Raw genomic sequence first — 13263 nt, 5'->3', positions numbered from 1 at the left:
CCAACTTTCCATTAAGCCAATTGACCAAATCCGTTGTAGTAGCTGTTAGCGGTAGTTGTTCTAATCTTTACGTTTTACCGTCATTATTTGTTCATTATTATTTTCGGAAAAATCTGAATTTCTTTTCCCATTAAAACTCCAAATCATTAAAAACTCATTTTCGGTTATTGGTTTAATTGTTCCGAGAATTCTTCCCATTTCTTTATTTTCTTTTACTGCAATCAAATCAAGTTCAATAGGAGTTTTTTCATAATTTATTATATATTTCATTTCTCCTTTTTGTCCATCATTTTTTCCACCATGTATGATGAAGTTTTTTCCATCAATAAATTCTCCATTTACAGACATTGATGCATAATTATCTTCACTTAAAATAAAAACAGATTTATTTCCCCAATAATCAGTCGCATTCCAATTTCCAACAAGGTTTAATTTTATATTTTGAGAATATGAAACGCTACTGATAACAAGTAAAATCAATAATAATATTTTTATATGAAATTTCATTTTTTTTTCATTTTTTTTTTACAATTACCGCAAACGCCTGTTAGCAGTAGTTGATTTTACCTTACATTAACTTTATATGGAATGTAAATTGTTGTTTCTTTCTCACCTTTATAAATCCAAGGAGGTAAAACACTTAATGCTTCTGAAATTTTATAATAAAGTAATTTTTTGGATAGCTTGCTATGATCAATTTTATGCAATTTACTTTCAGGATCAGTTTGGACACTACTACCAAATGTAATTGTATTATTTGCTGTTTTTTCATTTACTTCATCAAGAATAAATGTACTTGAGCTGTTTTCTTCAATTTTAAATTTAGCCAAATATTTTAAGTCAGCATAGGTATCCCAAAAATCTCTTGGAACTTCAGCATTTTGTATAAATAAATCATATGATAGTGATAAACCTCCCAAAAGCGTTGAACCTTTAAGCTTTTCCTCTACTTCATTTAAGATATATTTCGAATTTGTGTAATCATATTGAGTTGTTATTTTTTTTCCTTTTTTATCTTTAATAGTCCATAAATTAACTGGCTTATCCATTTCGTATTCACCCTCAATTATAGTAATTCCTTTATCATTAAAATATTTCCAAATCCCATTTTTTTTGCCATTTATAAAACTACCACTAAATTGTACTTTACCATTAACAAAAAACAATTCAAATAAGCCATTTAGTTTACCTTCGGAATAATTTTTTTACTAATTAATCCTCCTTTGTAATTATATGAAATCCATTCTCCGTCTGGAAGATCATTTTTAAAGCTTCCAACATCAGTTGTTTTTTCATTACAAACTCGTTCATATTTTCCTTCATAAGTGGGGAAGTTGTTGTCAATTTTCTCTATGCAATTACAGTACTCAAGTTTTTCTATTTGTTGACTGAATGAAAAATTTGTAAATGAAATTATTATAAATGTTAAAAGTGTTTTTCTCATATTTTTATGTTTTGTTTTTTGGTTCAATTACTGCTAACGTCCCGGTACTACAGCGGGTTTGGGACTAAATTAAGCCCTATTCTCGGATTTGCCAAATCATCCCAAATACAAAAACAACTTCCCATTAAGCCAATTGTTCAAATCCGTTGTAGTAGCTGTAAGTGGCTGTTTATTTTTCTATTCCTAGTTGCTTTCTAAAGTCTAAATTCAGACTGTATTGTTTTTCTATTGGTATATCTTTTTTAGATGTTTCTTCAATATTCTTGCCCTCTTTTGTCCATAAGTATGGAACGAAATTAAAAACTCTATCACAATCTAATTTTGCTACATCATCTTTCCAAGTTTTCCACCTATAACCTTTATAAAATTCGTCTAAGTTATTGTTGAAGCAAAAATTTAAAAAGTCCGAATATGTTAAGTCAAGAGGTTCAAATTCTAAATTGTCAGGCGCCAAATAGTAAATTTTTCCTAAGTCTTTTCCAAGTCCGCCACCGTTCAATAAAAAGAAACCGCCAATTGCATCGTCTGCCACGAGTAAAAATGATGATGGTTGTCCAAATTCAGTAAAACCTTTTCCAAGATTCCATTCAGGCAAATTTCTTTTTAGTTTCTCACTTCCTGAACCAAGAATTCTAATCCAACCATTATCAATTAAAATTCCTCCTGTTTCAAATACAATTGAACCCATTGGCGAACGAGTTGTAATTTGGGTTTTATATAGAGCATCTTTTGCTTGTTGTTTGTCTACAGATAAGATTTCAACTTTATTTTTTGCAGACTTTATCCATTCTGTTACAAATGGCCAACCAGAATCGTTTTCGTTTATTAGTTCTTCGATAGGACGCATTTTTGTCTGAGAAAATGTTGTTAGAGAAACCAATACTAAAATTATAAATGTGAATTTCTTCATTTGTAGTTTTGTCTTAAATAGTTACTAACGTTCTGGTACTACAGCGGGTTTGGAACTAAATTAAGCTCATTCTTCGGATTTGCCAAATCATCCCAAATACAAAACCAACTTCCCATTAAGCCTATTGCCCAAATCCGTTGTAGTAGCTGTTATGCGTTCGGTTTTATTCTTCGTCATATTCTTCAATCTCCTCAAATATTCTCGTGTAATTTGAGAATTCAGTGTTTTTTAGGCTTTCTTGGATTACTGATTTTGCTGTTTCAAAGTCAATAACGTAGCAACAAACTTCCATGGTTCCGCTTCCAATACTTCCTCCGTCGCAATGTCCAAGTCCAGTCCATCCCAACACATCATCCATTTTATCTTGAAGTCTAGTTCTTTTTTCTACGTCTTCTTTGGTTCCCATTCCGTCAACCAAAAACTCAATCAGTAAAGTCGAATGGTCTTCAATCTCAACTTCTTGATAACCATCTTTACAATAATCATCAATTTCTTTTTGAATTTCTTTTCTAAAGCTTGAAAAAAGTTTAGAACTCACTTCTCTATATTCACCACGTTTTCCAACAATTCCTTTGTGAATGGCTCCTTTTTTCTCGTTTATATCCCATGTTTCCCAAAAGTGTATTGCCGAGTCAATTCGTTTGTAAAGTTTCATCATTATATTTTTCTGAATAATTTCCGTATGTTTTCTGAGATTCGTGTAAACTGACGCATAACGTTCTGGTACTACAGCGGGTTTGGGACTAAATTAAGCCTTGTCTTTGGATTTGCCAAATCATCCCAAATACAAAACCATCTTTCCATTAAGCGTATTGCCCAAATCCGTTGTAGTAGCTGTTATGTGGCGTTTTTATGTAAATTAATAATTTGAATCAAATCCTCCGCTGATAATTCAGAATCCGTACAGTTAACAGTGAAAATTTTCTTAATTGTTCCAATGATAACAAGTGTTTGTAATCCTTGTTGCGGAATCGTAAAAATCCCAGTAGTTAGAATTTCTTTCCAAGCAACTTTCTTTCTTGAATTTATAATTAAAAAGTCATTAGTAGTTTTTATACAAACGCTTTTTCTTTTAAAAACGAAACCAAAAAGTGAAAAAAGATTGAGTGTCAAAAGAAAAATGACAGCCCAGAAAGACAATGATGCAGTTGTTTTTCTATATATTTCATCATAATCATCAAAAATCACAAAAAGCAGAAATAAAGTAAGTATAACCATTAGTTTTATAAAAGTTACTTTACTGTCATTAAAAAAAGATTTTTCTGATACTTCTGTTAGGTTTTTGAATCTCGAATTTTCTACCTCCAAAACTTCTCTATAGTTAGTGCAATAAATTGAACTTTTAAAGTATCTCTTTCTGATTTTTTCTCTAATCAGCTCGACATGAAGATTATAATTAATTTTGTTGTTATCCATACGGTTTTTGTAAAATGCCACATAACGTTGTAGTAGCTGTTACCAGCCGTTTTTTTTCGTCAATATTGTTTGGGTTTTATTTTTTGTAGAGTCAAGTTCAATAGTTTAAAATCTAATATACGCCTTCTTTTTCCCTTACCTTGCCATTGAATGACCCTGTATCATTCTTCTGTATAAAAATTTTGTTGAAATTAGGTTTTCCGACTTGTATTTGTCCATTAGAAAAAACATAGAGATAAACATTCTTGAGGGTTTTTTTCCAAATTTCTTTACCTTCCATATCTACAATAGTGACCTTAACTTTGTATATATCTGAAATGAAGTAATCGGGTGATATGGATTTCAGAGTTACTTTAACATTTTCATATTCTTTACCCTCAATATCCATTCTTGACACATTGCGCATAATTTCAGTATCAGTCATTGGCTTGGCCGTTTCTTGAGAAAAAAGACTTGAAGTAAAGTTAAAAATCAATAAAATCAGTAAAATCTTTAGTTTCATAAAAATTGCTTTAGTTGTCAAGATTTCTATTTTCGTTTCAATTGCAAATTTATACTTTTTTCGTACGTACTAGAGTTGCCTGTTTTGTGATCGTTCCTAAAATGGCTGGTAACGTTCTCGCGCTACAAGCAGTTTGGGGCTAATCGGCGTTATCCTTCGGATTTGCCAAATCTTCCAAACACAAACCAATTTTTCCATTAAGCCTATTGCCTAAATCCGTTGTAGTAGCTGTTATAGCCAGTTTCTTGACATAGATTATTTGTAAAACTCTCCATTCGTAATCCCTTGGAAATCGGGCATATTGAAGCACAGTATAATCATAGTTGTTTTCATCAATATTTGAAATCAATATTGAAATTTTTGAACTTGATTTTTTCAAATCCATTAAATTATCTGGCAATCTATTAATAAAGAAGTTTTTTTTATTTAATTCTTTAATCTGTTCAGTATTGTCCCATACTTTAATAAATGTCCATATCGTAATGATAAATCCAATTATAGATAATATGTCTGCTAGTTCACTCATTAATTTTAAAATTGTCAATTCTTGATTATTAACGTGTTTATAATTGCACCTAACGTCCTGGCGCTACAAGAGGTTTGGGATTAAAGATGCGAGTTTTTTCCATTATGTACAAATTTTCCAAGTACAAAGCCATTTTTAAATTCAGCCTAATACCCAAATCTCTTGTAGCGGCTGTTAGTGGCTGGCATTTATTTTTTTCTTATTTTCCATAATAAATAAGATGGGTTTTCTTTTACTTTTTCTTTATAATCAATATAGTCTTTATACCCTTTACCTAAAGCTAAAGCTGTTGCTAACAAACTGAATCCTCCTGTTGAAAAACCACCAGCTAAACCACCAACACCGACTACAGAATTTACAAATACTTGTTTGTTTATATAATCTATTTTTTGTTTTATTTTTTGGACTTGAACCTCATTTAATTCGTGAAAAATATTTTCTGTTTTTTGTTGAATAATTTTCGGGTCACTTAATATCCTTAATTCTCTAAAATGCTTTTCAAGTTCGATTCTGAAATTCGTAAAAACTTCTGAATCCATTTCTCTCACTGTCATTAATTTATCGATATCAATGTTGTCAAGAAAAGGTAAGTCAAAATTAATTATTCGATTTGCAGTTTCAGTCTGAATTGTTTCTTTTATATTGTAGTTTTGAGATATTAACTTGCTTGTAAAATCATTGTCGCATAGGTAGGTTGCATTAAGATTGGAAGAAATGAAATTTTCTTTAAAAACTCCATCAAAAAAATGTTTTGATGTAGAATTTATTGATTGTGTTACCCAAGCATTAAAATGATTTGCATCCGGTACTGTGTCAGGTAAAGTTTGTCTAAAAGTTGCTATTCCTGTTTTTTCATCTAAGCTTAAAACTTCCATTTCAAATAAATGATAAATCATACTAGACTTTAAATTTGTTTTTTTAATGTCTACTACAATACCTCTACAAGGATAAAGTTTGTCTTCAACAACTTGCCAACCATCGCCTGATTTCAATTTTTCCATTGAACGGACTGAAATATTATCCCAAAAGAACTCCATAATTTCTTTTGGAAGAACTCCATTATAGTAATCAGTAGGTAAGTTTAATGGAATTTCTTTAGGGGCTTCAAAATGATAACTCAACGGAAATATTTTTGCATAATTTCCCGCAATCATTGGAGTAATATCTTTTAAAAATGAAGATGCTTTTTTAAGTTTGCTTCTGTCAATTTTTCCATTATTTTGGTATCCCAAATATTTTGCCATTACAGTATTTGTTTCAGATTTTATATCTGTCAAATTAAATAATGGATCTTTAATAATAAACTGGTCAACATACAATGATGTCTGTTTTAGTAAATTTATTGGTGTTTCATCAGATGAGGAAAAAACTTTTAAGAAAGAATCTCTGTCAACAATTTCTTTGATTAATTCTTCATAATTATCAATGCAATGTTTTCTATAATCTTGTAATTCCTTTTCAATTCTTTCATCACTTTCTTTAACGAAATTATTTTGTATACTGTTTTTGTGAAAGAATAAACTATCGGCTAAAAAATTATATGTTACACTTCCCATCTATTGTTTTATGTTATTGAATTCTCCATTCTGCTGGGCGCTTGCCACTAACGTTCTCGCGCTACAAGCGGTTTGGGACTAAATTAAGCCCTATTTTCGGATTTGCCAAATCTTCCCCAATACAAGACCATTTTTAAATTAAGCCAAATGCCCAAATCGCTTGTAGCGTGTGTTAGTGGCTGACCTTATTGTAAGAAGTAATTACTAAAAACATTTTGTATTAATTCCCAAAGTATAGTTGCATTATCAGGCGTAACATTTAACTGAATTATAATGCTAATAATCGTTCCAATAAATAGATTTTTCCAATCAAATTTGTTTAATTCTTTAGCTAATTCAGTTAATCTTTCTAAACTAATTATAATTTCTCTTTGTTGATTTTCGAACAATGGAATTGAACTTATTCTTTGAGAAATTATCTTCAATTTTTCTGTCAATTCTTCATATTCAGAAAATGTGAATTTCGAATTATCAAAATCTGTAATTAATTGAAGTCCCGAAATTTCATTTTGGAAACGTTCCCATAGATTAGGGCTTTCAAGTTCACGTTTTAAATTACTTAACCAAGTAATAAAATGGTCAAATCCTATTTTCCAATTAACGTTATTAGTCGCTTCAACAATTCGTTCTTGACCTGGTGAATAGTTTACATAAAATCCAACGTAATCAGTGTCTTCGTTAAAATTAAAATAGTATGGAGAATTTATAAATTTTAAACTTGTTGAATATCTTCCCATTTCATCTGTCTCTATCAATTTAAATTGATGAGGAGAAAAGTTACCACCTGCTGTAATATATTTGTAAATGTGGTCCTTTTGAGAAGTAAGTAATTTCATAAGTTCTGTTTTTTTTGGTTTGCCACTAACTTGTATATATACGATACAAACATTCGCCAATCTGCCCAAATTGGGATGTATATATGAATGTTTGTATCGCATTATTTTTTTCAAATATAGATAATAATAGTCACAAACTTACAAAAACGAACATTCGTCATTTATTCTAAAGTTCTTGAGCCCACGTGAAGGATGGGAGCAGGTTACCGAAGTAACGCGGACAGCCTGACAGCATCCCGATAAGAGGGCGAATAAACGTAATGTAAGTTTGCCCGCTTATGGGGATGGTGGCACGCCCAAATGATTATCGTTTCATACTAAAATGAGATTTGAATACCTGGGCTGTTCCGTTTTGGGTATAAAAAACCTGAAACCAATAATCGGTGGAAGGAAGTGGGTCACCATTGTAATTACCATCCCAACCCGGACCGGCAGGGCTTATTTTCTTTAGGATTTTACCATAGCGGTCGAAGATATTGATGACGGCATCGGGCTGAAAAGCGAGATCGGGGATGTTCCAGGTGTCATTATATCCATCGTTGTTTGGAGTGAAAAATTTAGGATATTTGAGTACATTGATAATTAAAATCTGGTCGTCGCAATTGGCTTTCGTATCTCTTATCGTAATAGCGTGTTCCCCTGAATCAACATTAGAAAAAACATTGCCGGTTTGAAAACTGCCGTCATCCAGTTGATATTCATAGCTTCCATAGCCATTAGTTAAGGTTACGATAACGTCGATAGTATCTTCAAAGGAGTCGGTCATGTTTACGGTAGCAACAGCCGGACTTGATTTTTCGACGGTAACTGTAGCCGGATTATAACCACAATCATTACCAACATCGGGTGTTTTTTTGGTGATTTGAGCGGTATAAGTTCCTTCTTTGGTGGCGGTATAATCAGGACCTGTACTTAGTTTATTACCGTCTAAATACCAGTCGACAGTGTAGATGGCCGGATTAAGTCCTGAACTCAATTGTGCCGAACGCATTGTAGTTCCTGTCTGAAAATCGACGCAAATTATTTCGTTTTTTAATACCAGATTTTTCAAAGGATAGATCGTAATATTAAAATCATCCTGCGAAGCACAATTGGGGTTTGTAGCTGCTACAGCGTAGATATACATTTGTTGGCTGGCGGTTATTTGCTGTCCGGCCAAATAACGTGTTCCGGTTGCATTTGCCCCGCTATAATAATTTCCAAGGGATAAAGGCGGCAATGTATAGCCTCCACAAATGGTAACATCAGGAGTGTTCATCAATACTGGAGTTACAGAAATGTTAACTAAAAAGTTTTTTTCGCTGGAGCAGGTCAATCGGTTGCCGGTAATGGCGTAAACATAAATTCTCTGTGAAGCTGTTAAAACAGTTCCAGCCTGAATAACAGGGCCTTTTCCTCCAGGCTGCGCATAATAATTGCCTAATTGTAATGGAGGCAAAGTATAGCTGTCGCAAACATTAATGTCGACAAAGGTCCCAACATCTATTCCGTTATAGTTTACTTTGAAAAAAGTTTCATTGCTGCACTTTGTGAAATCTGTCCATTCATTATAGATGTAAATAGTTTGGGTTGTGTTTATGAGTGTTCCTTCGGCAATTTGGGTTCCTGAACCAAGAGGACCTCCTGTTGCAGTATAATACTTTCCGTTTTTCAATATAGGAAGTTTAAAAGCTGTGCAGGTAACCACATCTGTAAAACTGTCAACCTGAGGACGTTTCCTGATTTCGACAATAAAACTATGCTCATTTGTACATTCTGTCCCAACGGCATAAACATAAATTGTCTGTGTTGTAGTGATGATGTCTCCAGCTTTTAATGGAGACCCTCCACCGTTGGTTTTGGTAAAATATTTACCATTTACCAAGGGAGGTAATACATATCTTTCACATTCCAACCTATTGGCTGGTGTATCTACCAATGGCAATGGTTTTATGGTGATCTGGTATTTTAAGTTATCGGTACAATTAGGAGAAGTTGTAGTGACGGCATAATAATACACAGTTTGCGAAGTGGTAATACTGGTTCCTGCCGGAATGTTTTGACCCTGCCCACCCGGACTATCATAATAACCGCCTACAGGAACCGGCGGTAAAATAAAGTTTCCGCATTTCGCAATTGGTACAAAAATAGAAGATTTAACAATATCGATTTTAAAGGAATATTCATTGGTACATCTTCCATCATTTGCAAAAACAAATACTGTTTGGCTTGAAGTTATTTTGTCTCCGGCATTCAGGGCCTTGCCCAAACCTCCAGATGAGGTAAAATAGTTTCCATTTACTAAAGGAGGCAGCGTATACGAATCGCAGGTCACCACATTACCGGGTTTGTCTACTAGCGGCAAGGGGTGAACAATAAATGGTACAGATATGTCCCGGCACACTAATCCATTAATTATGGCGTAATAATAAATAGTCTGACTGGTTGTAAATGCTGTTTCTGCAGGGATCGCATCTCCTCGCCCTCCTGCCTGGGTATAGAAGCCACCTGCGGGTACACGCGGAACGATATATTTGCCGCAGGCTTCTTTTTTAAAAACAATTTCATAAACTAAAACTACATTAAAGTTACTCTCATTAGTACAATTGTTTGCGTTTGGACCGCTGTAAATATAGTAGACTCCCGATTTGGTAATAACATCTCCTGCATTCAATTTAGTTCCTGTTCCTTTTGGCCCCGTGTAATAATTCCCGGCTGTAAGTGGTTGCAATGTATAGCTGTTGCAGGCAACTACATCCGGAATATCATCTACTGCCGGCAGTGAATAAATGTTTATATTGAAATTAATGGTTGTATAGCAGATCGAGTTCAGAATATTTTCAATCCGTACCCAGATTGTCTGTGGTGATTGGGACAAAGAGGTAATGAATGCTTTAGGATTTGGAATGTTATTTTTGGCATTGTTTGCGTCTGCCTGGCTGGTGTAATACCTAATTTTGTATTCGGAAGGATTTAATCCATTTAGAATGGTGGTTTCCTGAACAGTTAAATCGACGGATACTTTTTTAGAAATGTTATCACAAACACTCAAGTCGGGAGGTTTTACAACACTGATAGGTTCTGTTACCAATAAATTAAAAGGGAGTAAATTATTGCAATAGGTATTGTTATTAGAAATATGCACTGCTTTTATATATATTGTCTCATTGCCTGCACTGGTATATAAAGTCAATTCATTAACAGGAATGGCTGGTCCGTTTGCATTGGCAGCTTCTGAAGAATTATAATAAAAAAGAGTGTATTCTGCCGGATTGAGTTTCAATGCTGCCAAATTATTTTGTGTCAAGTCGTATTGATAAGTCGGATTTCCACTATAACAAGCGGTTAGGTTTTTCGGAGCTGCAATGACCAAATCCTTAATGACCACTTCGTCTTTTATAACACAGCCGGAAAGAGTAGCCGTAACCCCATAAGTCCCGGCTTTATTAAGGGTTAAAGTACTGCTTGTTTCTCCCGCAATTACAGTTCCGTTAAGAGTCCAGACATAAGTATAATTCCCCACAAGTCCGGATTGAAGTATGATATTTTCTCCCTCGCAAATGATTCTGTCCGGACCTAAATCCATACCGGTCATAAAACTGCCTCCTTTTATAAAAACTGCCGAATCATAATTACTGTCATTGTAATCGCCAATTGCCAACTTTATACTGTATGTCCTGTTTGGTATAACCGTTGAGGAGGCCGTTAAAACTTTGGTTTCACCTCTCATATTTATTGCCGATGATCCTGGATTGGTTACATTATAACGGTCAAATAAATTGGCATTGGCAGATAAACAGGAAGAATTGTACTGTTGATCCCGAATATTTTTAACCGAAACTGGTGTAGTTGTTCCGGGAACTACAGCCAGATTTGTGGAAATTCCGGTAGTCAGATCAGTTAATATAAAGGCAAAAACATCGCTGAAACCACATTGAAATTCACCATATTCATTGGAAGCAAAAAGAAAATCAAAACTAAAATTACTCGATAAAGGAGTAAAATCAAACTGAATAAAACTTACATCCGTGATGGGAACAACCTGGCCATTATTATCACTGATAATTTGCAGATCGCTGTCAGTAGCTGTATTCAGTTTACTGCTTCCATTGAGACCTGTATATGTCCCTTCAGTATATTTAGCGATACCATTTCGAATAATGATCCCGCTCGAAATGGGGAAATTAGGATTAGTGCTTGTGAATTTACCAATACCCAGATGTGACGAAAATTTAAAGTTACTTTGATTGGCACAGGCATTTTGCATTAACTCTTCACGAACGAGTTCAGGTATGTCCAAGGTTGTAGTGTCAACTATGATTCCCTGTGACGAAGATATAGCCGAATAAAATAATGAAAGTAGAAATAGAGCATATCTCATAATCCGGATTTTATCTGGTACTTAAAGGTACGAGTTATTTTGCTTTTAAAACTATGATTGTCAGTATTTTATGATTTTATATTATTATTTACAGAAAAGCGATTGGCAATTTTAATTTTATTAAATTGCATAAACAGTTTTATTACGTCTTAATTCAAACCATTATTCCCACAGTACAAAAATGAAATCATTTGATATAGTTACACTCACCGTAAATCCTTCGGTAGATAAAAGCACACATTTTTCAGGTTTAATTGCAGAACAGAAAATAAGATGCAAAGAACCTTTGTTTGATGCAGGCGGTGGTGGAATTAACGTTTCTAAAGCTATTGCACGCCTGCACGGAAGTTCTTTAGCCGTTTTTGCTTCAGGCGGACCAATTGGCGAAATGCTGAAAGACTTAGTAAAAAAAGAAAAGATAGATTTTGAAGCAATTGAAACCAAAACCCCGACAAGAGAAAATTTTATTGCGGTAGATGATAACACAAATTCGCAATATCGTTTTGGTTTCTCCGGAGGAAATTTATCTGATTTGGAAAGTCAGAAAGTGTTGGAAACATTATCGAATTTAAAACCAAAATTTTTAGTGGCAAGTGGAAGTTTAAATGAAGGTTTATCTTCTGATTTTTATCAGAAAGTGGCTGAAATTGCTAAAAAATCAAATTCTAAATTAATTGTTGATACTTCCGGGGATGCTTTAAAGAAAGTTTTAGAAACAGGTGCTTATCTTATAAAACCAAATGTTGGTGAATTGGCAAAATTAGTTGGGGTAGAACGCCTGGAAATGGAAGAAGTAAATGAAGCTGCCAAAAAAATTATTGCAAAAGGCGGAGCCGAAATTGTAGTGGTTTCACTTGGGCCACAAGGTGCAGTTCTGGTAACAAAAGATGATTATGAATATGTTCCTGCACCAAATGTTGCCAAGAAAAGCACCGTTGGAGCTGGTGATAGTATGGTTGGCGGAATGGTTTGGGCATTGTCACAAGACAAAAGTTTAAAAGAAGTCATTCGCTGGGGAGTTGCCTGCGGATCTGCTGCAACTATGAATGAAGGCACGCAATTATTTAAATTTGAAGATGCAAATCGTTTGTTTGAGTGGTTAAAGAATAAATAATAAAAATAGTAATAAAAAATATTTTTTCCTGCTGACAAACTGTTGTCACCAGCCCTCTTTAATTTTGAAGTATTAAAAATATTAAAACTTTAAAATTATGAAAACATTAGCAGCGCAAGTAATTACACCGGAAGATTTATTAAAACACTGGCAAGGACATCGTGCTCTGACACGTCGTGTAATTGAGCTTTTTCCTGAAAAAGATTTTTTTGAATTTTCAATAGGAGGGATGAGACCCTTTGCGAAATTAGTTGATGAGCTTTTAGCCATAGCAGCTCCAGCTCTAAAGGGAATTGTAAACAGAGATAGTAAGCCTTATACTGAAGGAACTGAAAAATTAATTTTTAAAGCTCAATATCTTGAAAAATGGGACGAAGCAACTGCAGAAATTAATCAATATTGGGAAAAATTATCGATTGAAGATTTTAATGAAACGTTTAATCTTTTTGGGCAGTATGAATTCCCTATCATTCATAATATCTTATATTTTATTGATAATGAAGTGCATCATCGCGGGCAGGGATATGTTTATTTAAGAGCTTTAAATATCGAGCCGCCATTTTTCTGGGAAAGACAATAGCAAAACTGCAGCAATCTTT

General features: G+C 33.7%; 13 protein-coding genes. 2 read left to right on the top strand and 11 right to left on the bottom strand.

Annotation, left to right across the window (positions count from 1 at the left end; all coding sequences use genetic code 11):
- Positions 1–60: 60 nt before the first annotated feature.
- The 11 genes from PMI10_RS09805 to PMI10_RS09755 all read right to left on the bottom strand — a co-directional run bounded on the left by PMI10_RS09805 (position 61) and on the right by PMI10_RS09755 (position 11550).
- On the bottom strand, positions 61–507 hold the full coding sequence (locus PMI10_RS09805) for a hypothetical protein (protein WP_007807233.1): 447 nt from the start codon (positions 505–507) through the stop codon (positions 61–63).
- A gap of 56 nt (positions 508–563) precedes the next feature.
- On the bottom strand, positions 564–1166 hold the full coding sequence (locus PMI10_RS09800) for a hypothetical protein (protein WP_007807231.1): 603 nt from the start codon (positions 1164–1166) through the stop codon (positions 564–566).
- A 14-nt stretch (positions 1167–1180) separates the two neighbouring features.
- Positions 1181–1444 (bottom strand): hypothetical protein, encoded by a 264-nt coding sequence (locus PMI10_RS09795; RefSeq protein ID WP_007807229.1) that lies wholly within the window; start codon positions 1442–1444, stop codon positions 1181–1183.
- Between the two features lie 169 nt (positions 1445–1613).
- Positions 1614–2354, bottom strand: coding sequence for a DUF2625 domain-containing protein (locus tag PMI10_RS09790; RefSeq protein ID WP_007807227.1), 741 nt, complete (start codon positions 2352–2354; stop codon positions 1614–1616).
- A gap of 163 nt (positions 2355–2517) precedes the next feature.
- Positions 2518–3012 (bottom strand): hypothetical protein, encoded by a 495-nt coding sequence (locus tag PMI10_RS09785; RefSeq protein ID WP_035631658.1) that lies wholly within the window; start codon positions 3010–3012, stop codon positions 2518–2520.
- Positions 3013–3191: 179 nt separating this feature from the next.
- Positions 3192–3770: a hypothetical protein gene (locus tag PMI10_RS09780; protein ID WP_007807223.1), complete on the bottom strand. Its 579-nt coding sequence runs from the start codon at positions 3768–3770 to the stop codon at positions 3192–3194.
- A 112-nt stretch (positions 3771–3882) separates the two neighbouring features.
- Positions 3883–4272 (bottom strand): hypothetical protein, encoded by a 390-nt coding sequence (locus PMI10_RS09775; RefSeq protein ID WP_007807221.1) that lies wholly within the window; start codon positions 4270–4272, stop codon positions 3883–3885.
- Positions 4273–4411: 139 nt separating this feature from the next.
- Positions 4412–4798: a hypothetical protein gene (locus tag PMI10_RS09770; protein ID WP_007807219.1), complete on the bottom strand. Its 387-nt coding sequence runs from the start codon at positions 4796–4798 to the stop codon at positions 4412–4414.
- A 188-nt stretch (positions 4799–4986) separates the two neighbouring features.
- Positions 4987–6354, bottom strand: coding sequence for a hypothetical protein (locus PMI10_RS09765; protein ID WP_007807217.1), 1368 nt, complete (start codon positions 6352–6354; stop codon positions 4987–4989).
- A gap of 185 nt (positions 6355–6539) precedes the next feature.
- Positions 6540–7190 carry a hypothetical protein gene (locus tag PMI10_RS09760; RefSeq protein ID WP_157489764.1) on the bottom strand — a complete coding sequence of 217 codons (651 nt, stop codon included), beginning with the start codon at positions 7188–7190 and terminating at the stop codon, positions 6540–6542.
- Between the two features lie 304 nt (positions 7191–7494).
- Positions 7495–11550 (bottom strand): T9SS type B sorting domain-containing protein, encoded by a 4056-nt coding sequence (locus PMI10_RS09755; RefSeq protein WP_007807214.1) that lies wholly within the window; start codon positions 11548–11550, stop codon positions 7495–7497.
- A gap of 181 nt (positions 11551–11731) precedes the next feature.
- Here PMI10_RS09755 and PMI10_RS09750 point away from each other — a divergent pair, with 181 nt between their 5' ends.
- Together PMI10_RS09750 and PMI10_RS09745 are read left to right on the top strand one after the other, a co-directional pair.
- The gene (locus tag PMI10_RS09750; RefSeq protein WP_007807212.1) at positions 11732–12664 is read left to right on the top strand and encodes a 1-phosphofructokinase family hexose kinase; all 933 of its coding nucleotides are present in this window, start codon (positions 11732–11734) and stop codon (positions 12662–12664) included.
- Positions 12665–12761: 97 nt separating this feature from the next.
- Positions 12762–13244, top strand: coding sequence for a DinB family protein (locus PMI10_RS09745; protein ID WP_007807210.1), 483 nt, complete (start codon positions 12762–12764; stop codon positions 13242–13244).
- The last annotated feature ends 19 nt before the right edge of the window (positions 13245–13263 follow it).

It is taken from the genome of Flavobacterium sp. CF136, assembly GCF_000282055.1.
Classification (GTDB): domain Bacteria; phylum Bacteroidota; class Bacteroidia; order Flavobacteriales; family Flavobacteriaceae; genus Flavobacterium.
The sequence above is the reverse complement of the archived record's forward strand: the minus strand, read 5'-3'. Positions and strand labels throughout refer to the sequence as shown.

Bases quoted from the DNA above. Each gene is read 5' to 3' on its own strand.
- PMI10_RS09805 (WP_007807233.1), bottom strand. From the start codon at position 507: ATGAAATTTCATATAAAAATATTATTATTGATTTTACTTGTTATCAGT.
- PMI10_RS09795 (WP_007807229.1), bottom strand. From the start codon at position 1,444: ATGAGAAAAACACTTTTAACATTTATAATAATTTCATTTACAAATTTT.
- PMI10_RS09790 (WP_007807227.1), bottom strand. From the start codon at position 2,354: ATGAAGAAATTCACATTTATAATTTTAGTATTGGTTTCTCTAACAACA.
- PMI10_RS09785 (WP_035631658.1), bottom strand. From the start codon at position 3,012: ATGATGAAACTTTACAAACGAATTGACTCGGCAATACACTTTTGGGAA.
- PMI10_RS09780 (WP_007807223.1), bottom strand. From the start codon at position 3,770: ATGGATAACAACAAAATTAATTATAATCTTCATGTCGAGCTGATTAGA.
- PMI10_RS09775 (WP_007807221.1), bottom strand. From the start codon at position 4,272: ATGAAACTAAAGATTTTACTGATTTTATTGATTTTTAACTTTACTTCA.
- PMI10_RS09770 (WP_007807219.1), bottom strand. From the start codon at position 4,798: ATGAGTGAACTAGCAGACATATTATCTATAATTGGATTTATCATTACG.
- PMI10_RS09765 (WP_007807217.1), bottom strand. From the start codon at position 6,354: ATGGGAAGTGTAACATATAATTTTTTAGCCGATAGTTTATTCTTTCAC.
- PMI10_RS09760 (WP_157489764.1), bottom strand. From the start codon at position 7,190: ATGAAATTACTTACTTCTCAAAAGGACCACATTTACAAATATATTACA.
- PMI10_RS09755 (WP_007807214.1), bottom strand. From the start codon at position 11,550: ATGAGATATGCTCTATTTCTACTTTCATTATTTTATTCGGCTATATCT.
- PMI10_RS09750 (WP_007807212.1), top strand. From the start codon at position 11,732: ATGAAATCATTTGATATAGTTACACTCACCGTAAATCCTTCGGTAGAT.
- PMI10_RS09745 (WP_007807210.1), top strand. From the start codon at position 12,762: ATGAAAACATTAGCAGCGCAAGTAATTACACCGGAAGATTTATTAAAA.